The sequence below is a fragment of the Lysinibacillus sp. Ag94 genome, assembly GCF_023242215.1.
GTDB lineage: Bacteria > Bacillota > Bacilli > Bacillales_A > Planococcaceae > Lysinibacillus.
Window position 1 is genome coordinate 4,055,635 of the sequence record NZ_CP096780.1, and the last position, 19,985, is coordinate 4,075,619.

Consider the following 19,985-nt stretch of genomic DNA (forward strand, 5'->3'; position numbering starts at 1 on the left):
GTAATTTTTTCACAAAAAAACAACTGCAAAATGGCAGTTGCTTTGTTAATCATTAACCTATAGTTTTTCTTCAAAATTCACACTTGACAATCCACAGTGAATGTTATTTTAATTTCTATACTTATCTGTCAGCCCTCTTAAAAAATTTCTCACAAAGCGATCGCCACATTCTTTATAGTTACGATGACTTGGATTTCTTAAAATGGCACCTAATTCGCCTTTCGAAACGCTAACGCCTCCATCATATAAAATATCGAGCATCTCCTCACTCGTTAAGGCTAACGCAATCTTTACTTTCTTTAATAGCATATTATTAGGGCTTTCTTTTCCTGAAACAGGTAGTGGTCCTTCTGATTGACCTGGCATAGGCTTTTGCGGACCTCGTTTAAATGTAATAAATCCATTTAAAAAAGCCTCTAACATTTTATTATTACATTTAATGTATTCTTCTGGTGCTTCTTCCTCATCATAAACTTTAATAAGCATGTTCAATACTTCTTCTTTCGTATAGTCCATGCCACCTAGCTGAAAAATTTTTACCATATCTGTATTTTTGATATCTAATGCATATCTTAAACGAATTAAAATATCATTGTTCGTCATTTTAAAAACCTCCATTTTTAACTGTAAAAGCGCTTCTAATAATCCTATCCTAATTGAAGCATTACTTTATTATAGCAGAGACATTCACAATTTTAGTTAGCTTTCCAAAAGTTACTTTACTATAGTATTTAGAATGTGCATTTTATTTTTTAACATGTATGATTAGCTAACTCTCGACCATTCTAATCACAAGGAGGTGAGATAAATGGCTAATCGTAGTTCAAATAAGCTTCTAGTTCCCGGTGTACATGAAGCTGTTAATCAATTGAAATATGAAATCGCACAAGAATTTAATGTACAATTAGGGCCAGAAGCCTCTTCTCGTGCAAACGGTTCAGTCGGGGGAGAAATAACAAAACGCCTCGTAGAAATGGCTGAAAAACGTTCAAAAGGTTTATTATAATAATAAAATTAAAAAAGAACGAATCGCTTTTTTTAAATTGGCATTCGTTCTTTCATGTTTTAGATTGAGTCCGTATAATTGTGTAAAAAGAAAAGGGGTCATTTTCTTTCCTCTTGGTTACAATGTTTTCAACCACGAAAATAAAGTAAAGTGAGGAATATAAAATGACCCAATTACAGTTTAACCTAGACATGGATCTTTTAAAAGATTCGATTATCAATTCTAATATTGATACAGTTGTTAAATCAGCTATAGTTTTAGTATTAAACGAATTTATGGAAAAAGTTAGAAATGGTGATAAACGGTGTTTCAACACGCAAAGTTACTCATATTGTGGAACAACTTTGCGGAGAAAACGTTTCTAAATCCTTTGTGTCTTCACTTACACAAAAGCTAGATCCGATTGTAAATGCTTGGGCCAAGCGTCCATTAAATACAACTTATTATCCTTTTCTCTTTGTAGATGCGATGTATATAAAAGTACGTGAACATCATCGTATAGTCTCTAAGGCTGTTTATATTGCCACAGCTATTACGGAGAACAACAAACGTGAAATACTAGGTTTAAGTGTGGACCACGCTGAAAGTTATGAGAGTTGGAGTCGGTTTTTCCAAAGTCTCAAATCGCGTGGGCAAGGACTTGACTATGTTTTAACTTCTTTAAGCGGGTGTCTTTAAACATCTGTACCCGTCGCACGCTTCCGGTCAAAAACATCCACTGAAAGAATTAAAGCCTCCGGCGGATGTCACGGAATCGGAAAGAAGTTCTTAAAGGATGTCATTGCATCCATGCGATAACGGCTAACTACCTGCATCGTGCTGTTGCTGACACTGCGTTAGTACTACGCTTTCGCGCAAAAACATCTGCAGGCTTAAACAAAAAGCTTATTCCGGACACAATTATACCGAGGCATAAGTGATTTATTTAATTCCAACCGGTTGTAAAGCCTCGCTTGCCCCTTTTTTTAGAGTAAGCATCACGATAAAGGAAATACAATATAAGGCAGCTAAATAGATCATAACGACCGTCATATCATAACTTTGAAGAATATAGCCGACAAAGATTGGTGAAAATCCTCCAATTGCTCTACCGAAGTTAAAAATCGTATTTGTTGCAGTACTTCGAATTTGCACCGGATAGAAGCTACTAATTAAAGCTCCATACCCTGCGAACATGCCATTTGAGAAGAAGCCGACAATCGCACCACCTAATAAAATTGCAACACTTCCTGTGGCATAAGAGTATAAAAACACAGCACATGCAGAGGCAAGTAAAAAGATTCCGAAAGCACGCTTTGCACCATATCGGTCCATAAATCGTCCAAATGTTAGCATCCCAATAATCATGCCAACTGCTGTGCTAATTGTCCAAAGTGCCGAGCTTGAAACGGATAGACCTTGAGATTTTTGCAACATAGATGGCAACCAAATCATTAAGCCATTGTAACCAGCAATTTGAACAGTTGCCATAACGATTAATGAAATTGTCGTCATCGAAGTTCGAGGCGTTTCAAATAGCTGCTCCAACTTACCTTTTTCATGTTGCTTATCGATTTTTTTATTTTTCTGAGCAGCCAGCCACTCCGGTGATTCCTCAAGATTTTTTCGCACAATGAATGCGAAAATGACAGGTAACACTCCCACAAAGAATAAAGCTCTCCATCCTAAAGTAGGAAGAATAACGGCACTTAGTAACGCTGCTAAAATAACTCCATATTGAGCACCTACACTAACATAGGAAGAGGCTCTTCCTTGCTTATTCTTCGGCCAAGCCTCGGCAACAAGTGCCATACCAATACCGTATTCGCCCCCTGCACCAAGACCAGCGATAAATCTATACATATAAATTTGTTCAATATTTGTTGCCAATCCAGTTAAAGCTGTACCAAGCGCAAACAACAAGACGGTATAAGTAAATACTTTTACTCGCCCATACTTATCAGCTAAAACCCCGAAAATAATGCCGCCTAACAGCATACCAATATTCGTTACGGAAGAAATGAGCCCACCCGTTGTGAAATCAATGTTAAATTCCGAAATAATCATTGTCATCGCAAAGGAGATAAACATAATGTCCATCCCTTCCAACGTTAAACCAGCTACTGAAGCTACCACTGTTTTCTTACGATAATCCATCTTTACAATCCTCCAGTTTCTTGTTGATAAAAAGCTCTTTTTGAGGGAATGGATTATACAATTCTTGTCCATTCTCTTTTGAAGCCTCACGGGACTCCATTAAAAGAGGTTGAATGCAAAATAAAAGCCCTCCTGTCACAGAGGACAAAAGGGCATGCCAAATCAAAGATATTATTAGCCTTAAAATATCAAGTAGCCCTTTTCAGCCTCTCTGGACCATATTAAAGGAAATTTATTTCGTTCATTTATATCGTTCTACATTCTATAAGATTATGATTAAAAAAGCAATGCTTTATAGTAGAAAAAATTACCTTCTTAGTTAGATAGGAGGCCATTTTCACCTATATTCAAAAAGTTTTCAGACTGTACAACAGTATACCCATAGCGCTCCAAGTTTTCTTGAGTAAGCGCACTTAATTCAGTATCGTCTTCAATAAGCATAAGTTTGTACATCGTTAATTCTCCTTTTGGGCAATGGGTAGCAGGCTATTTTAGAAAGAGTTATTTAAAGCACCAAAAATATTATTACATATAATACCATTTCATGATATATAATGTATAGATATCGCATAGCAACCTTCTAAACTGCGAAATCCTATACTACGAGGAGGATTATTTTGAGCCAATCATCAACAGAAATTTTCATACGTAATTTCGAACATGAAGACATGCCTTTACTTAGAGAATTGTACCAATCCGTAACAGCAAAAGAAAATGCGACATTTTGGTGGGTCGGAGACGAAGATAATTGGCTTAACGTTTATTGCGCATTTGAAAATGGGAAAATGGTCGCTAAGGGGCAAGTTAGCATCATTAACGTTGTACCCCCCGGTCGTTCAATAGAGAATAACCACTCAATATACGTTAATCTTAAAACCATTTCTGACAGAGAACATGACATTGCTCTGCTCGATAAAGTTTATCAATATCTTTTCACAAGAGCACAACAATTAAAGGAAACTTTGCCTAAAGAATATGGAACAATTCTTTGCGTTGGTAACGACTCAGAAGAAACTGCAAACAATCAGTTTTTTATCCAAAAAGGATACCTCCCCCTGAATAGTTTGTATAGTATGAATCGCGATTTGAATGAACCGATTCCTGAGTTAAAACTTCAAGAGGAGTTCCAATTCTCACACTGGAAGATGGAGACATCTAGCGAGGAAAGAGATTATCTCGATATAGAAGCCGAAATTTGGCCAGACACTCCACTTGGTCTAAATAGGTTATCTGAATACAAGAACAACAAGCTATGGACATCCATGATCATACGTCAAACAGACGTTATAATTGGCGGACTGATGGCATGGCAAGAAGAAGACTATGGTGTAATAGAGGACGTTTTTGTTCGTGAACCATGGAGGAAGCGAGGTATAGCCAAGTATTTACTTACACAGGCTTTAAAATATCTTAAATCTCATCAGTTACAAAATGCTACTCTCATGGTATTAACAACAAATAAGTCAGCTTTATCTCTATACGAATCTGTTGGCTTTTATACGAATAAAGAAGAGATAAGATACTTTACAAAACTGAATTAGGCAACAAAAAAGAGGGGTTCTTTTCCCCTCTTTTTTATCTACCGTTCATCATCATCAACATTTGATTCAAAGTTATCAAGCAATGCACGCACTTCATCTGTTGATTTCGTGTTCATCAATTGATTTCTTAATTCACCAGCTCCACGGAAACCTTTAACATAAATTTTGAAAAAGCGATGCAGCCCAGAGATTGAACGTGGTAGTACTTCTGCATATTGATCTTGAAGATCAAGCTGCAGTCTTAAAAGATCAAGATACTCTTTACTACTATGCTCTTTCGGCTCTTTTTCAAAAGCAAAAGGATTTTTAAAAATACCTCGTCCAATCATAACGCCATCAATACCATATTGTTCAGCAAGCTGTAGCCCAGTTTGACGGTCAGGAATGTCTCCATTGATTGTTAGCAACGTATTTGGTGCAATACGGTCACGCAATTTTTTGATTTCCGGAATTAGCTCCCAATGCGCATCTACTTGGCTCATTTCCTTTCTTGTACGTAAATGAATAGAAAGGTTCGCAATATCCTGCTTTAAAATATGCGTTAGCCACTCCTCCCACTCATCTACCTCTTTAAAGCCAAGTCGTGTTTTCACGCTGACAGGTAGTCCTCCTGCTTTTGCCGCTTGAATAAGCTCTGCCGCAACGTCTGGACGCAGAATAAGGCCACTACCTTTCCCTCTCGATGCCACATTCGGTACAGGACAACCCATATTAATATCGATACCTTTAAAACCTAGCTCCGCCATACCAATACTCATTTGACGAAAATATTCGGGATTATCCCCCCAAATATGTGCCACCATTGGCTGTTCATCTTCTGTAAAAATTAAACGACCACGCACACTTTTCATGCCCTCTGGATGACAATAGCTATCCGAGTTTGTAAACTCTGTGAAAAATACGTCCGGTCGACCGGCTTCACTTACTACATGACGAAAAACAACATCCGTCACATCTTCCATTGGTGCAAGTACAAAAAATGGTCGCGGTAAGTCACGCCAAAAATTATCTATCATGTCAAACTCAAATCCTCTCAACTTCAAGCTCTCGATCAAAATATATGAAGCCAAATGTTCTACTTCTTTTACACTTATATCATGCTCAATAACTGATTATCAAACACAAATACATTTGGCATTTATAATTTGTGAAAGTCGGTAATGTTTATTTTCATTCATATATATCAAAAGATACCTCTTCTATTCAAGCATAAAATTCAACCAAAACCCTTCCATGCTTACACAAAAAGGATGGAATATTCACTCCATCCTTTCAGAGTTCTATCATTTACTAATCAATCACCCGAGCAACATCCCTACCACAAGTCTTGCATTTCCCCTTCAATACAGGGGCATATTCTCCCTCTTGTATCGTGTACTTCACAATTGTCGTTACACCACAATTGCCACAAAATACGTTTTTCACGAGCATTTCTCTACTATCTTTCGGGATAGAGAGCCATTTTTTTGCTGCGTCCATTATGATCGCTCCTTTAGAGTTAGTTCCGTAACAACCTCCACATGCGTCGAATGTGGGAACATATCTACAGGTTGAATCTCCTGCGTTTGATAGCCCCCATCCTCTAAAATTCGAAGGTCACGAGCTAATGTAGCTGGGTTACAGGACACATACACAACACGCTTAGGACGTTGCTCTAAAATCGTCTGAAGAAGCGCCTCATCGCAGCCTTTGCGTGGTGGGTCAACTACTAAAACATCCGCTTCTTTACCTTCCTTATACCAGCGTGGAATAACTTCCTCTGCTGGCCCAGCCTCGAAATACGTGTTCGTAAAGCCATTTAGTGCTGCATTGCGTTTTGCATCTTCAATCGCTTGTGGGACAATTTCAACCCCCATAACAGCCTTTGCTTTTTGTGCAAGGAATAAAGAAATTGTGCCGATACCACAGTATGCATCAATTACTCGTTCATCACCCTGCAAGTTAGCGTAGTCTAATGCTTGTTTGTATAGAACTTCCGTTTGCTCAGGGTTTACTTGGTAAAATGAACGGGCTGAAATTTCAAAGCGAACATCGCCAATTGTATCAATAATAACGTCCTTGCCCCACAGATTTACGGTTTCATCACCGAAAATAACGTTCGTTTTGTCGCTATTAACGTTTTGCATAATGGATGTAACATTCGGGACAAGCTTTTGGATTGTCGCAACAGCGGCTTCTTTTTGCGGGAATTTTTTCTTTTTAGTTACGACGACAACCATCACTTCACCAGTTGCTCGTGCTTTACGAATAACTACGTGGCGTAGCATTCCTTCATGTGTTTGCTCGTTGTATGGTCGAACACCGATTGCCGCTAATTCCTTTTTCAAACCTGCAAGAATAGCGTCCGCTTCTCCAGTCTGAATTAAGCATCGCTCCATATCCACAATGCTATGAGACTTCGTTTTGTAGAAACCAGCAATTGCTTGCCCTGCTTCATTTGAGGAGAAAGGTATTTGCGCTTTATTACGGTAATGCCATGGCTCTTCCATGCCCTTTACTGGTAGAACAGGCGCATCAATTTTACCAATGCGCTGCATGACATTACGCACCATGTTTTCTTTCCATTTTAACTGTCCTTCATAAGACAGGTGCTGTAATTGGCAGCCGCCACATTGTTTAAAATATTCACAAGGCGCATCTACACGATCTGATGAAGGCTCGAGAATTTCTACGATCTTTGCAAAGCCGTAGTTTTTTAACGTTTTTACAACATGTATTTCCGCCGTTTCACTAGGAAGTGCACCTTGGATAAATAATGGATAGCCATCGACCTTTGCGACGCCATTGCCATCATGTGTTAAATCTTCTATATAAACTGTTAGTCGGTCATTCTTTTTCACGGGTGCTGACATTCGTACATCCTCCATTTCAATCTCTTTATTGTAGCATGTTGAGGCGGATGAAAAAAGAACAAGGCTTCATATTAATGGCCCAAATGTGGTCGACTCCTCTTCTAACTGATCAGAAATCTCTTCCAACTGATCACCTTTACACGAGTAGAAAAAAGAGCCGCTATTCGCGACTCTTCCCCTCTTTCCTTACTGTATGGTAATCTCTAGGTGCCCACCAGAAAGCAGCAACTACACCTAGGATGACGACTATAAATGGTGCATAAAAAATCAAAAAGCTTGTCATAGTTGTATCCCTCCTATGCGTGATTATCTTCTTTTCCTGTCACATAATTTTTGTTGAAAAGGAATAATTTCAACAACAAGAACAGTGATGGAATAAGCAGACATAGTCCCAAAATAAACGCAATGACGAGTGCAATCGCCATTTGTGTGCTTGTAAAGCTATCGTAAATTGTTAAATACGGATACAGTAAATATGGGTATTGGGCAATTCCATATGCAAAGAATGCCACTGCAAATTGGGCAATCAATAAACTAACCGCAAGACCGTAATTTTTTCGCATCCATAGTAGCACTACAGTAATAATAAATAGCACGGCAGATATGGCAAACATCCACCATAAATTAACCAAGTTATTGTAACTTTCAGGGTTAATGAATTTCATTTCGTACATAATGCCGAGCGCACTCAACATTAATGGTATCGCCCAGGCAAGTGCGTATTTTCGCATTAAATTTGTAGCTTCTCGATCCTTAGCTTTATGTGCATACCAAGTTAAAAACACGGCTGAAATATACAGTACCGCTGCAATGCTTAGCACGACAATACTCCAAGCAAACGGGCTCGTATACAACGTCCAATAATTCAAGACCGGTTGCCCGTCAGTAATATCCACATAGCCGCCAGCCGCAATCGCAAATACAACAGAGAGTGAGGCTGGAATAAGTAAGCCTGCTATACCATACGTCAACGTGTAACCAATATGCCCACGTGCTCCATATGATTCAAATGCATAATAGGAGCCTCGTATTGCAAGAAGTACTAGCGAAATACTAACTGGAACGAGTAAAATCGTTCCATAATAGAAAGCTGTTTGTGGGAAAAATCCAACAATCCCAACAAAGAAGAATACTAAAAAGACATTGGTTACTTCCCAAACTGGTGATAAATAACGTTTAATAATATTTGTTAAAATGTGATTTTTTCCGATTAGTAGGCTGTAGGCATTAAAAAAGCCTGCACCAAAATCGATTGAAGCTACAATGACATAACCAAATAGGAAAATCCATAAAACTGAAATACCTAAAATCTCTAATGTCATAGGATGTCACCGCCTTTTTCAGCATGGCGATCTTCTAACTCTCGCTCAATTGGATTCTTTTTGAACATACGAATTAACACGACCATACTTCCTACTCCTAATACGGCATACACACCTGTAAACAACAGCATCATTAAATCTACATGGTCACTCGTCGTGGCCCCTTCTGGTGTTCGCATTAATCCATATAAGATCCAAGGCTGTCGTCCAACTTCAGCAAGCCACCATCCTGCTTCAATCGCAATAATAGAAAGTGGTCCACCTGCAACAACAATCCATCTAAACCAACGTGAATGAATAAACTGCCAATCACGTGCTTTCCCGCATACATAAACTAGTGAAACGAGTGCCATAAACATGCCGATAAACACCATGATATTAAAGAGGTAATGGATATATAGTGGTGGTCTATCTTCTTCTGCAAATTGATCTAAGCCAATTACCTCTGCATTTGGATTATTATGTGCTAAAACACTCAAAGCATAAGGTACTTTAATAGCATATTTTACTTCTTCCCCCTCTAATACACCAAATAGTATAAGGGAAGCTTTGTCTGTCGTTTCAAAATGCCACTCAGCCGCAGCTAGTTTTTCTGGCTGATATTCTGCTAAATATTTTCCTGAAAAGTCTCCAATAATTGCTGAAGCAATGGAGAAAATCAGACCAATCTTCATAAGTAGTAATAAAGATTTTTTATGATATATATGCTTAGAGCCTCTAAGCATACGATATCCTGCAATTGCTGCTAACACAAATGCGGATGTCATATAAGCTGTAACGAGAACATGCGCTACCTTTGTCGGCATTGCTGGATTAAACATTGCTAAAAATGGTTGTATATTCACTAGCTGGCCGTCCACAATATCAAATCCTTGTGGCGCATTCATAAACGCATTGACAATTGTTATAAACACAGCTGACATCGATGCACCGACAGCAACTGGGATTAACAGTAGCATATGCTTCTTCTGACTATCGAAGCGATCCCAAGTATATAGGTAGATGCCTAAAAAGATGGCTTCAAAGAAAAATGCGAACGTTTCCATGAAAAGTGGTAAGGCAATTGTCTGACCGGCAAGCTGCATGAAATTCGGCCATAGTAAGGATAACTGTAAGCCAATTGCTGTCCCTGTGACGACTCCAACTGCAACCGTAATAACAAAACCTCGTGCCCAACGTCTTGCCATTAAAATATAGTGCTCATCATTCTTTTTATACCCAGTCCATTGTGCGATCATAATCATTAATGGGACACCAACACCAATCGTTGCATAAATAATATGGAAGGATAAAGTTAGTTCCGTTAATGCTCTACTCCAAAAGACTGCTGATTCATTCACCATGTCATTGCCCCCCTAACCTCCAAATATTCTCCCAAGTATGGAAAGTAGCATAATAATTGCAACACCAAAGCTTAGCCAAATGAGCTTTCTTTCCTGTGATTTATACAAAGGCAACACTTCCTTTCCCTTATCTCTACCCCATTTTCCACTATTGCAACGAAAAAAACCTTTATAATGGACCGGAATTTCGGCCTATTATAAAGGTTTCAAATTTTGTTCAAGTAATATACGCACATTTGCCAAACATTTTTCTTAATTCATTCACAATACCAATTAAAGGATGAAAATATTCATATATATGGTGATTAACCCATTAATATGGACCATCACCAAAACGTGTGGTTGATTTCCGTTCCGGCTGGCCGCTTTCCTGGGGGCGTCCGATGAGCCGCTTCGCTACGCTGCAGGGTCTCATCTGTGACGCTAATCCCCAAGGAGTCGCCCAGCCTCCACTCCAATCAACTTATTTACATAGTAGACTTTTTAACAAAAATCCTCCACAACTTTTGGTGATGAACCATTAATCACCAAAAAATTCGATTAAACAGGCTCTCACCTTAAATTAAACAGAGCTCCACCTAAATTAAGCAGAGCTCTTTTTTATGTTCATTATATACGGTCTTCTTCACGAATATCTGCTAGTGGAACAAAAATCTCAATATGGCGCTTTAAGTTTTCAAATGTAGCAGGTGCATCCCCACCATACTCACCATCTAAGTTTAAATGTATTTCATCTTCAGTAGATACTTTTACAACACTTGCCTTTTTATAAATTACACGATCATCATTTAAATGCTCGCCTCTTAATGCCATTGCAGCAAGCTGAATAAATTCAGGTAAGCTTACTTTTTTCAATACTAATAAAGTAAAGTAGCCATCATTAATACTTGCATCAGGTGCTAGCTTTTCAAAGCCACCCACTGAATTTGTTAAGCCGCATAAAAACATCATGGCATCCCCATCAAATACTTCCCCATCGTATTCGATACGCATATGGGAAGCTTTAATCGATGGGATCATTTCTACTGCTTTTAAGTAATAAGCTAGCTGCCCTAGCATTGTTTTCATTTTACTTGGCACTTCATAAGTTAACTCTGTAATACGTCCGCCAGCGGCAATATTAATGAAATAGCGTTCCCCATTTAATAAACCAACATCAACCGGCAACGTTTCGCCTTTAATAATGATGTCAACTGCAGCTTCAATATTTCGCGGAATATGCACGGCACGGGCAAAGTCATTCGTAGTGCCCATCGGAATTAAACCTACTTTCGGGCGGTTCTCAAATGAACTCACACCTGAAACAACTTCATTTAATGTGCCATCTCCACCAACTGCAATGATGATATCAAAGCCACGTTCAACTGCATTTTTTGCTGCAATGGTTGCATCGCCTTCACAAGTTGTAGCGTGACAAGATGTCTCATAGCCTGCTACCTCTAATTTTGCCAATACTTCTGGTAGATGCTTTTTAAACACTTCACGCCCAGATGTAGGATTATAAATGATTCTTGCTCGTTTCATAACATACCTTCTTTGCTTCATAAGATTCTATTTCTTTCAACGAACTATTCGTTTAAATGTTGCATTAAGCTTTCAATAGTCAACAAAAGTAAGGCATGTCCTTATTCTCTGATATGCAGCCTTACGATTTATAATTATTGTAATGCAGCTGTTACTTGCTTTTTGAAATCCTCATAGACAAATGTCCAATATGCTTTATTCGTAATATTCTCTTCACGAATTTCAGCATATAGTGCTTTTTGTGCATCTTCAAATGTAGGATCTTCTTTATCAGGTAAAGTAGCTCGCTTACTCACTACTAGTTCCTGTAATTCCGGTGCACGCGGTCCCCATTTCCCAACAACCTGCCCAGCATCATCTAATAAAATATAAATCGGAATTGCACGGCCACCGTTTGTTAAATAGCGATCAATTAAATCTGTATCAGCATCACGTAATACTGCGCGCATAGCTAACCCTGCTGCCTCTGCAACTCGACGAATAACTGGATTGTTTAACATGGCGTCCCCGCACCAATCCTCAGTAATTGTTAGAATTTTTGGTTGCTTGTCCTTTAGTAGTTCGATAAAACCATCGTTTAATGGCACTTCGAAGCCATCATAAATACGGAAGCTTTCCTCTTTTAACGTCGTCATATTATCCATATATTGTTGAATCGAAATCGCATCATCGAAATATTGTTGTTCAGTTTTCATTGATTACCTCCTAAAGCTATATCATGTTCTATACTATATTTTGCTATGAATACTCTTTGAAGACAACTATTAAGTGTTAATTTGGTATTTTTTAGTGTCGATTTACAGCAAATATCGTTTTACTTGGCAAGGCATTTATCTTTGTATAGATACCCTAAAGAGTCTTTTGTATGTATATTTTTTAAAATAAAAAGCCAAGAAAACGAATTTGCTCTCTTGGCCTTCTATAATAATTGCAATTAACGTTTTGCAATCTCTTGTTGTAATAATTTATTGACCATTGGTGGGTTCGCTTGACCTTTAGTAGCTTTCATAATTTGACCAACTAAGAAGCCGATAGCGCGATCTTTACCGTTTTTGAAGTCTTCAATTGATTGTGCATTGTTGTCTAAAACTTCTGTAACGATAGCAAGTAATGCACCTTCATCAGAAATTTGAACTAAACCTTTTGCTTTAACGATTTCTGCTGCGGAACCACCATTTTCTACTAATTCAGCAAATACTTTTTTTCCGATTTTAGAAGAAATAGTTCCTTCAGTGATTAATTTCACCATTTCCGCAAGGTTTTCTGGCGTTAATGCAGTATCTTTAAGGTCTTTTTGTTCTGCATTTAAGTATGCAGAAACATCACCCATAAGCCAGTTTGCTGAAAGCTTTGCATCTGCACCTTTAGCTACCATAGCCTCGAAGAAGTCTGAGATTTCTTTTGAAATAACAAGAACTCCTGCATCATATGGTGTTAAGCCTAATTCATCAGCATAGCGTTTTTTACGAGCATCTGGAAGCTCAGGAATTTCTGATTTTACTCGCTCTAACCATTCATCAGAGATCGATAGACGAACTAAGTCTGGCTCTGGGAAGTAGCGGTAATCGTCAGTTCCTTCTTTTACACGCATAAGAATTGTTTTGCCTGTTTTTTCATCGAAGCGACGAGTTTCTTGCTCAATTACCCCACCTGAAAGAAGAACATCAGCTTGGCGTAATTCCTCGTGCTCTATACCACGGCGAACATAGTTGAAAGAGTTAAGGTTTTTAAGCTCTGTCTTTGTACCAAATTCTTCTTGACCATATGGACGAATAGAAATGTTGGCGTCACAACGAAGTGAACCTTCTTCCATTTTACAGTCAGAGACATCTGTATATTGGATAATTGATTTTAATTTTTCTAAGTAAGCATACGCTTCGTTTGCTGTACGAATATCTGGCTCAGAAACGATTTCTACAAGTGGTGTACCTTGACGGTTAAAGTCAACTAAAGAGTGGTCACCAGAGTGAGAAAGCTTCCCTGCATCTTCTTCCATATGAAGACGCGTAATACCGATACGTTTTGTATAACCGTCTACCTCGATATCAATCCAGCCGTTTTTACCGATTGGCTTATCGAATTGAGAAATTTGATAGGCTTTCGGATTATCTGGATAGAAGTAGTTTTTACGGTCAAATTTTGTTTCTTGTTCGATTTCCATGTTAAGTGCAAGTGCTGCACGCATTGCGAAATCAACAACATTTTTATTTAGTACTGGTAGAACACCAGGATAACCTAAATCGATTACTGTAGTATTTGTATTTGGTTCAGCACCGAAATGAGCTGGTGCTGATGAGAAGATTTTTGAGTTCGTTTTTAACTCAACGTGTACTTCTAAACCAATGACTGTTTCAAAGTTCATGTTATTTTCCCTCCCAAATTTGAGGAACTTGTTTATGGAACTCGGTTGCTTGTTCAAAAGCATGAGCTACACGGTAAATTGTTGCTTCGTCGAAGTATTTACCGATAATTTGTAAGCCTAATGGCAGCTCATTTTCAAAGCCACATGGAATTGAAATGGCTGGCACACCAGCTAAGTTCATAGGAATTGTTAAAATATCATTTGCATACATCGTCATTGGATCATTAACGTTTTCACCAATTTTAAATGCTGGTGTTGGAGAAGTTGGTCCAATGATTACATCAAAGTCTTCAAATACTTTGTCATAGTCTGCTTTGATAAGTGTACGTGCTTGTTGCGCTTTTTTGTAGTAAGCATCATACGTACCTGCGCTTAATGAGTAAGTACCAAGCATGATACGACGTTTTACTTCATCACCGAAGCCTTGTGCACGTGTTTCTTTATAAAGGTCCATCAAATTATTAACATTTTCTGCACGGAAACCATAACGGATACCGTCAAAACGAGAAAGGTTAGAAGACGCTTCTGAAGAAGAAAGAATATAGTATGCTGCAAGTGCGTATTTCGAATGTGGAAGTGATACTTCTTCTACTGTAGCACCTAAGCCTTTTAATACTTCTAATGCTTCAAGCACTGATTGGCGTGCTGCTTCGCCAACACCTTCACCAAGGAACTCTTTTGGCACAGCGATACGTAAGCCTTTTACGTCGCCTGTAAGTGCTGCTGCGTAGTTTGGAACTTCTACGTTTGCAGAAGTTGAATCGTTTGAATCTAATCCTGCAATGGCTTCAAGTAAAAGAGCGTTGTCTTCAACATTACGAGTAATTGGCCCGATTTGATCTAAAGAAGATGCAAATGCAACTAAACCAAAGCGAGATACACGACCATATGTAGGTTTCATCCCTACAACACCGCAATATGCTGCTGGTTGACGGATTGAACCACCTGTATCAGAACCAAGTGAGAATGGTACTTCACCTGCTGCTACTGCTGCTGCAGACGCACCTGAAGATCCACCTGGTACGTGGTTTAAGTTCCATGGATTTTTTGTCGTTTTATAGTACGAGTTTTCATTTGAAGAACCCATTGCAAACTCGTCCATGTTTAATTTACCGATAGTGACCATACCTGCTTCACGTAGCTTCTTAACTACTGTTGCATCGTAAATTGGCATAAAGCCTTCTAGAATTTTAGAAGCACAAGTTGTTTCTAAACCTTCTGTTACGATGTTATCTTTAACACCGATAGGAAGACCGAAAAGTGGTCCACGCTCTTCAAATGGCACTTTGTCCATTTCAACTGCTTGTGCAGTTGCTTTTTCTTCGTTTAAAGCAAGGAAAGCTTGTACATCGCCGTCAAGCTTTGCCACACGTTCGTATGCTTCTTTTGTTAAATCAGCGATTGTTAGCTTACCCGCTTTAATGTCAGCTTGTAGCTCTTTTGCTGAACGTTCAAATAACGTCATGAGGAATCCTCCTATGTTTTAGTATTACATGATAGCTGGTACTTTTACTTGACCATCTTCTTGTTCTTTTACGTTTAACATCATTACTTCACGGTCTAAGCCTTTTGTTGCCACATCTTCACGCATTACATTTACTAGTGGTAAAACATGAGTTGTTGGTTCAACATTCGTTGTATCTAACTCGTTTAGTTGCTCTGCGAAGTCTGTAATTTTACCAAGCTGTTCAGCAAATTTCTCTGCTTCCTCTTCCGTAATTGCAAGACGTGCTAAATTTGCAACGTGTTTAACTTCTTCTTTTGTTAATTTTGCCATTTTTCCACACCTCCGAATACTCATTCAATTCATTGTTTTTGTCGATGACAATAGGGTTGAATAAAGTTAACCATGCAAATTATCATAACATTTTTCATATTAAAAATCACAACTTTCACCAAAAATAAAGAAACTTTCACTACTATGACGAAGTGTTGTCTTTAGGGACTGTCTTTAAAGTCCTTCATATAGACTTTGCTTTTCGGGAGTAGGGCATGGATTGTGTGCCATGCTCTCGGCTCTCGGGCCAAGATGCTTTCCGTCACTTCAGAGGCTTTCCGTCGTTTCGAAGACTTTATCCGTCGTTCCGAGGAATCCTTCCGTCGTTTTTGCTTCTCTATCCATCACTTCCGTTGGGCTATCCGTCGCCCTTGTTTCTTTCCGTCGTTTCGAAGACTTTATCCGTCGCTTCGAGGAATCCTTCCGTCGCTTTCGCTTTTTTTATCCGTCACTTCCGATCGGCTATCCGTCGCCATCGTTTCTTTCCGTCGTTTCGAAGACTTTATCCGTCGCTCAGGGGAATCCTTCCGTCGCTTTCGCTCTTTTATCCGTCACTTCCGATGGGCTATCCGTCACCTTTGTTTCTTTCCGTCGTTTCGAAGACTTTATCCGTCGCTCAGGGGAATCCTTCCGTCGCTTTCGCTTCTCTATCCGTCGCCTTTTCTTCTATTCGTCGATCCTAGGAAACTATCCTTAGCTTTTGCTCTTCTATCCGTCACTCTAAAGAGTCTATCTATCCTTCTGATTAATTCTTCCAACGTATATGATCAAAGCTCATTTTTCTTTCCACAAAAAATAGTCAGCTCGAGGCTGACTATATGTTAATAGATATGGACGTATGGTTCCTTTTCGCTGGCATTTTTAACGATCAATGCCTCTGGACCGTTTATTGAGGTAATATTTACTTCAACATTGATGTTATCAAATTGATTGATCAGAACCCCTGTTAAATATTGAGTAAATCCTATAATTTCAGACTTGCCGTAAAATTGGATTGGCACTTCAATCGTTAGCTTTTGAATTTTTTTATTTTGATAGAAGCCTTTTCCTATTACACTAGTATAATTCGAAAAGTATTTATCTACATCTTGTTTAAAATTCTTAAAGTTATTGCTAACATCCCTGTATACATCCTGTGATTCACTAGTTGGGAATAGTACATATTCTTCGTCAATACCTTTCCAATCAGCTACGTCGTTTTGTCCTGCTTTTGCTACGCCATAGCTAAAATACGTTCCTGGAATAATATCATTGCGAGCTTTTTGTTTAAACAAGCCTACTACAATCGGTATATCTTTCAATTCATCACGGGTTCTTAAGCGAGACACAATTTCAGCGGCCATTTTCTTTCCTTGCTCAACGAGTTTTGCCTCCGGAATTGGTTCCTCATAGTACTCTCCATATTTTTCTTTTTGATAGTAATAAATAGAGTTTAAGGAAAGTCCTATTGAAATACCGCCTAATTTCACTTTATTATCACTAGTTTTTGTTAAATAATTTTGCTCAACAATATGTGATAAATAGATTGGGGCCTTCGTTGCACGTTCTTCTGCTGGCATTGAGTCCGTCGTTGGAGGATTTAAACCATCCTTCGTTTGTGAACTACGTGCAAGCCAATCTGTCACTGTGCTTTCAGCTAAATACTGCCCCTCTTGGAAGAAGTAGTTTTCTGTGTCAAACTCATTTTGAGAAAGACGCATTAAACCTGTTTCTACTTCCTTCATATCATATTTCGTAAAAATATTTGAAACTACTAATCCTCTGCTAGCACTTTGTTTATATGGTGTTAGCGTCCTATAGTATGAATCATCAATCTGTATGCTTGGAATAATCGTTGTTTCCGCTTTTTCCTGTTGCGTCTCCTGTGTAAGCTCTGTTTCCTTCTTATTAGAAGGCACACAGCCGACTAGCATTGCAGCAGCGACAATTGCTGGAATGAGTCGAAATGACTTCATTATGTTTGTACTCCTTTACTGTAAATCAAATTGTGCTCGACGAATTGTTCATACCTTACCTGTGGAACGAAGAGACATTTATAAAATGCCTCTTCATTCCACCAAGTGGCTAGGACAATTCATCATACTTATCTTCACTACTATTCTTTATTGGACGAGGTTAAGTTGTTCGATCAGGCTGTCTTCATTCCAAACTTTAATACCTAATTGCTCGGCTTTTGCTAGTTTAGAACCCGCCTCTGCTCCTGCAATGACAAGGTCAGTTTTTTTGCTGACACTACCTGTAACAATACCACCTAACTCTTCTATTTTCGCCTTTGCTTCGTTACGTGTCAATTGCTCAAGTTTACCAGTTAATACGATTGTTTTACCTGCAAAAGGATTATCCCCTACAGCTACTTCTATTTTTTTACCTTTATACGTCATATTGACGCCTACTTCAGCAAGGCGCCCAATGACTGCACGAGCATCCTCATTTGAAAAATACTCGACTAGCGATGAAGCCATTTTATCGCCGATTTCATGAATCGCCACTAGTTGCTCCTCTGTTGCTGCCATCACCGCTTCCATCGTTTCAAACTCCTCTGAAACAATTTTTGCTGCTTTTTCACCAACATGTCGTATCCCTAATCCAATTAGTAAACGCTCCATCGAATTTTCTTTAGAAGCCTGAATAGCACTGACTAAATTCGTCGCTGATTTTTCTCCCATACGCTCAAGCTCAACAAGCTGTTCTACAGTTAAGTGATACAAATCAGAGATATCATGAATTAAATCTGCACGTAATAATTGCTCAACGACTTTATCACCAAGACCGTCAATATTCATAGCATTACGCGATACGAAATATTTAATGCTCTCCGCAATTTGTGCAAAGCATGCTGGATTTACACAACGTAATGCCACTTCTCCTTCAATACGAATAAGCTCGCTATCACAAACTGGACAATGTTCAGGCATTACATATGGCACTGAGTCCTCAGGGCGCTGCTCCAGTATTACACCTACAACTTGAGGAATAATATCTCCGGCTTTTCGGATAATGACAGTATCTCCTAGTCGAATATCTTTCTCTCGAATTAAATCCTCATTGTGTAAGGACGCACGTTGAACTGTCGTACCTGCCACTTGAACAGGCGTTAAAATAGCAGTTGGTGTAACAACACCTGTACGCCCAACCGTTAAATCAATATCAAGTAATGTTGTCACTACTTCCTCAGCAGGGAATTTATAGGCAATTGCCCAACGTGGACTCTTTGCTGTATAACCAAGCTCATCCTGTTGCGCATAGCGATCTACCTTAATAACAATACCGTCAATTTCATAGGCTAAATTCGGACGGTTATCAGTCCATTTTTCGATAAAGGCTAGTACTTCTTCAATCGTTGAGCAGCGTTGACGCTCTTTGTTTGACGGGAAGCCTAGTCCCTCTAAATAATCGAGCATCTCTGCATGACCGTCAATACCATATGCCTCGCCATCTCCCCCAATTGCATAAATAAAGGTTGATAGCTGACGACTCGCTGCTATTTTAGGATCTAACTGGCGTAAAGAACCAGCAGCCGCATTTCTCGGATTAGCAAATAGTTCTTCTCCATTCTCAGTACGAAGGGTATTCAATTTTTCAAATGATTTTTTAGGCATATACGCCTCGCCACGTACTTCAATTGTAAGTGGCTCCTTCAATCGAAGAGGTATTGCTCGAATTGTTTTTAAATTTGCTGTAATATCTTCCCCTACAACACCATCTCCTCGCGTTGCTCCTTGTACAAAAACGCCATTTTCGTATTTTAATGAAATGGCAAGACCATCAATTTTCAACTCACAAACATAGGAAAAGTTATCACCGATTGCTTGACGTACTTTACGGTCAAATTCACGTAAATCTTCTTCATTAAAAGCGTTTGATAGACTTAGCATCGGATAATCGTGAGTCACCTTCTTAAAGCCTTCTACCACTGCTCCGCCAACACGCTGCGTAGGTGAATCTGGGTAAATAAGTGACGGATTCGCTTCCTCTAATGCAATAAGCTCATGCAATAATTGGTCATAAACACTATCTGCTACGATAGGTTTATCCAACACGTAATAGGCATGACCGTATTCGTGTAATAATTTATTTAACTCCATAACGCGCTGTTCAATTTCGTTCATTTAAGTTCCTCCG

At 38.8% G+C, this 19,985-nt stretch carries 19 protein-coding genes; 3 read left to right on the forward strand and 16 right to left on the reverse strand.

The window, feature by feature from the left end; translation table 11 throughout:
* Positions 1-108 precede the first annotated feature (108 nt).
* Entirely contained in the window at positions 109-603 is a 495-nt protein-coding gene (locus tag MY533_RS19140; protein WP_248717198.1) for a YehS family protein, read from the reverse strand.
* A gap of 205 nt (positions 604-808) precedes the next feature.
* Between MY533_RS19140 and MY533_RS19145 the strand changes: the two genes are divergently transcribed.
* Together MY533_RS19145 and MY533_RS19150 are read left to right on the forward strand one after the other, a co-directional pair.
* A complete protein-coding gene (locus MY533_RS19145) occupies positions 809-1,006 on the forward strand; it encodes an alpha/beta-type small acid-soluble spore protein (RefSeq protein WP_053483023.1) in 198 nt (65 codons plus the stop codon).
* Between the two features lie 291 nt (positions 1,007-1,297).
* Entirely contained in the window at positions 1,298-1,684 is a 387-nt protein-coding gene (locus MY533_RS19150) for a transposase (RefSeq protein WP_248717199.1), read from the forward strand.
* Between the two features lie 243 nt (positions 1,685-1,927).
* Here MY533_RS19150 and MY533_RS19155 read toward each other — a convergent pair whose 3' ends face one another.
* Together MY533_RS19155 and MY533_RS19160 are read right to left on the reverse strand one after the other, a co-directional pair.
* The gene (locus tag MY533_RS19155; protein WP_248717200.1) at positions 1,928-3,142 is read right to left on the reverse strand and encodes an MFS transporter; all 1,215 of its coding nucleotides are present in this window, start codon (positions 3,140-3,142) and stop codon (positions 1,928-1,930) included.
* Between the two features lie 315 nt (positions 3,143-3,457).
* On the reverse strand, positions 3,458-3,595 hold the full coding sequence (locus MY533_RS19160; RefSeq protein WP_248717201.1) for a response regulator: 138 nt from the start codon (positions 3,593-3,595) through the stop codon (positions 3,458-3,460).
* 164 nt (positions 3,596-3,759) lie between these two features.
* Between MY533_RS19160 and MY533_RS19165 the strand changes: the two genes are divergently transcribed.
* Positions 3,760-4,683, forward strand: a complete 924-nt coding sequence (locus tag MY533_RS19165; RefSeq protein WP_248717202.1) for a GNAT family N-acetyltransferase — start codon at positions 3,760-3,762, stop codon at positions 4,681-4,683.
* A 38-nt stretch (positions 4,684-4,721) separates the two neighbouring features.
* Here MY533_RS19165 and MY533_RS19170 read toward each other — a convergent pair whose 3' ends face one another.
* From MY533_RS19170 to ligA, 13 genes are all read right to left on the reverse strand, one after another.
* A complete protein-coding gene (locus MY533_RS19170; RefSeq protein WP_248717203.1) occupies positions 4,722-5,699 on the reverse strand; it encodes a tRNA dihydrouridine synthase in 978 nt (325 codons plus the stop codon).
* A gap of 274 nt (positions 5,700-5,973) precedes the next feature.
* Complete coding sequence (locus MY533_RS19175; RefSeq protein WP_248717204.1) at positions 5,974-6,162, reverse strand: hypothetical protein; 189 nt, start codon at positions 6,160-6,162, stop codon at positions 5,974-5,976.
* Positions 6,162-7,535 (reverse strand): 23S rRNA (uracil(1939)-C(5))-methyltransferase RlmD, encoded by a 1,374-nt coding sequence (rlmD, locus tag MY533_RS19180; protein ID WP_248717205.1) that lies wholly within the window; start codon positions 7,533-7,535, stop codon positions 6,162-6,164. The genes MY533_RS19175 and rlmD overlap by 1 nt, the downstream gene beginning before the upstream one ends.
* 160 nt (positions 7,536-7,695) lie before the next feature.
* Positions 7,696-7,818 (reverse strand): cytochrome bd oxidase small subunit CydS family protein, encoded by a 123-nt coding sequence (locus tag MY533_RS22210; RefSeq protein ID WP_256469478.1) that lies wholly within the window; start codon positions 7,816-7,818, stop codon positions 7,696-7,698.
* 13 nt (positions 7,819-7,831) lie between these two features.
* Positions 7,832-8,857: a cytochrome d ubiquinol oxidase subunit II gene (locus MY533_RS19185; protein WP_248717206.1), complete on the reverse strand. Its 1,026-nt coding sequence runs from the start codon at positions 8,855-8,857 to the stop codon at positions 7,832-7,834.
* Positions 8,854-10,200 (reverse strand): cytochrome ubiquinol oxidase subunit I, encoded by a 1,347-nt coding sequence (locus tag MY533_RS19190; protein WP_248717207.1) that lies wholly within the window; start codon positions 10,198-10,200, stop codon positions 8,854-8,856. The genes MY533_RS19185 and MY533_RS19190 overlap by 4 nt, the downstream gene beginning before the upstream one ends.
* 609 nt (positions 10,201-10,809) lie before the next feature.
* The gene (locus MY533_RS19195; RefSeq protein ID WP_248717208.1) at positions 10,810-11,724 is read right to left on the reverse strand and encodes a diacylglycerol kinase; all 915 of its coding nucleotides are present in this window, start codon (positions 11,722-11,724) and stop codon (positions 10,810-10,812) included.
* 134 nt (positions 11,725-11,858) lie between these two features.
* On the reverse strand, positions 11,859-12,419 hold the full coding sequence (locus MY533_RS19200) for a thioredoxin family protein (protein ID WP_248717209.1): 561 nt from the start codon (positions 12,417-12,419) through the stop codon (positions 11,859-11,861).
* Positions 12,420-12,658: 239 nt separating this feature from the next.
* Complete coding sequence (gene gatB, locus MY533_RS19205) at positions 12,659-14,086, reverse strand: Asp-tRNA(Asn)/Glu-tRNA(Gln) amidotransferase subunit GatB (RefSeq protein WP_248717210.1); 1,428 nt, start codon at positions 14,084-14,086, stop codon at positions 12,659-12,661.
* A 1-nt stretch (position 14,087) separates the two neighbouring features.
* A complete protein-coding gene (gene gatA, locus MY533_RS19210; protein ID WP_248717211.1) occupies positions 14,088-15,551 on the reverse strand; it encodes an Asp-tRNA(Asn)/Glu-tRNA(Gln) amidotransferase subunit GatA in 1,464 nt (487 codons plus the stop codon).
* A gap of 24 nt (positions 15,552-15,575) precedes the next feature.
* Positions 15,576-15,863, reverse strand: coding sequence for an Asp-tRNA(Asn)/Glu-tRNA(Gln) amidotransferase subunit GatC (gene gatC / locus MY533_RS19215; RefSeq protein ID WP_010857153.1), 288 nt, complete (start codon positions 15,861-15,863; stop codon positions 15,576-15,578).
* 821 nt (positions 15,864-16,684) lie between these two features.
* Positions 16,685-17,818, reverse strand: coding sequence for a CamS family sex pheromone protein (locus MY533_RS19220; RefSeq protein ID WP_132363466.1), 1,134 nt, complete (start codon positions 17,816-17,818; stop codon positions 16,685-16,687).
* A gap of 147 nt (positions 17,819-17,965) precedes the next feature.
* Positions 17,966-19,972, reverse strand: a complete 2,007-nt coding sequence (gene ligA / locus MY533_RS19225; RefSeq protein WP_248717212.1) for an NAD-dependent DNA ligase LigA — start codon at positions 19,970-19,972, stop codon at positions 17,966-17,968.
* Between the last annotated feature and the right edge of the window lie 13 nt (positions 19,973-19,985).

Bases quoted from the DNA above. Each gene is read 5' to 3' on its own strand.
- MY533_RS19160 (WP_248717201.1), bottom strand. From the start codon at position 3,595: ATGTACAAACTTATGCTTATTGAAGACGATACTGAATTAAGTGCGCTT.
- MY533_RS22210 (WP_256469478.1), bottom strand. From the start codon at position 7,818: ATGACAAGCTTTTTGATTTTTTATGCACCATTTATAGTCGTCATCCTA.
- MY533_RS19150 (WP_248717199.1), top strand. From the start codon at position 1,298: ATGGTGATAAACGGTGTTTCAACACGCAAAGTTACTCATATTGTGGAA.
- MY533_RS19170 (WP_248717203.1), bottom strand. From the start codon at position 5,699: ATGATAGATAATTTTTGGCGTGACTTACCGCGACCATTTTTTGTACTT.
- MY533_RS19185 (WP_248717206.1), bottom strand. From the start codon at position 8,857: ATGACATTAGAGATTTTAGGTATTTCAGTTTTATGGATTTTCCTATTT.
- MY533_RS19175 (WP_248717204.1), bottom strand. From the start codon at position 6,162: ATGGACGCAGCAAAAAAATGGCTCTCTATCCCGAAAGATAGTAGAGAA.
- rlmD (WP_248717205.1), bottom strand. From the start codon at position 7,535: ATGTCAGCACCCGTGAAAAAGAATGACCGACTAACAGTTTATATAGAA.
- gatC (WP_010857153.1), bottom strand. From the start codon at position 15,863: ATGGCAAAATTAACAAAAGAAGAAGTTAAACACGTTGCAAATTTAGCA.
- MY533_RS19200 (WP_248717209.1), bottom strand. From the start codon at position 12,419: ATGAAAACTGAACAACAATATTTCGATGATGCGATTTCGATTCAACAA.
- MY533_RS19195 (WP_248717208.1), bottom strand. From the start codon at position 11,724: ATGAAACGAGCAAGAATCATTTATAATCCTACATCTGGGCGTGAAGTG.
- gatB (WP_248717210.1), bottom strand. From the start codon at position 14,086: ATGAACTTTGAAACAGTCATTGGTTTAGAAGTACACGTTGAGTTAAAA.
- MY533_RS19145 (WP_053483023.1), top strand. From the start codon at position 809: ATGGCTAATCGTAGTTCAAATAAGCTTCTAGTTCCCGGTGTACATGAA.
- MY533_RS19155 (WP_248717200.1), bottom strand. From the start codon at position 3,142: ATGGATTATCGTAAGAAAACAGTGGTAGCTTCAGTAGCTGGTTTAACG.
- MY533_RS19190 (WP_248717207.1), bottom strand. From the start codon at position 10,200: ATGGTGAATGAATCAGCAGTCTTTTGGAGTAGAGCATTAACGGAACTA.
- ligA (WP_248717212.1), bottom strand. From the start codon at position 19,972: ATGAACGAAATTGAACAGCGCGTTATGGAGTTAAATAAATTATTACAC.
- gatA (WP_248717211.1), bottom strand. From the start codon at position 15,551: ATGACGTTATTTGAACGTTCAGCAAAAGAGCTACAAGCTGACATTAAA.
- MY533_RS19220 (WP_132363466.1), bottom strand. From the start codon at position 17,818: ATGAAGTCATTTCGACTCATTCCAGCAATTGTCGCTGCTGCAATGCTA.
- MY533_RS19140 (WP_248717198.1), bottom strand. From the start codon at position 603: ATGACGAACAATGATATTTTAATTCGTTTAAGATATGCATTAGATATC.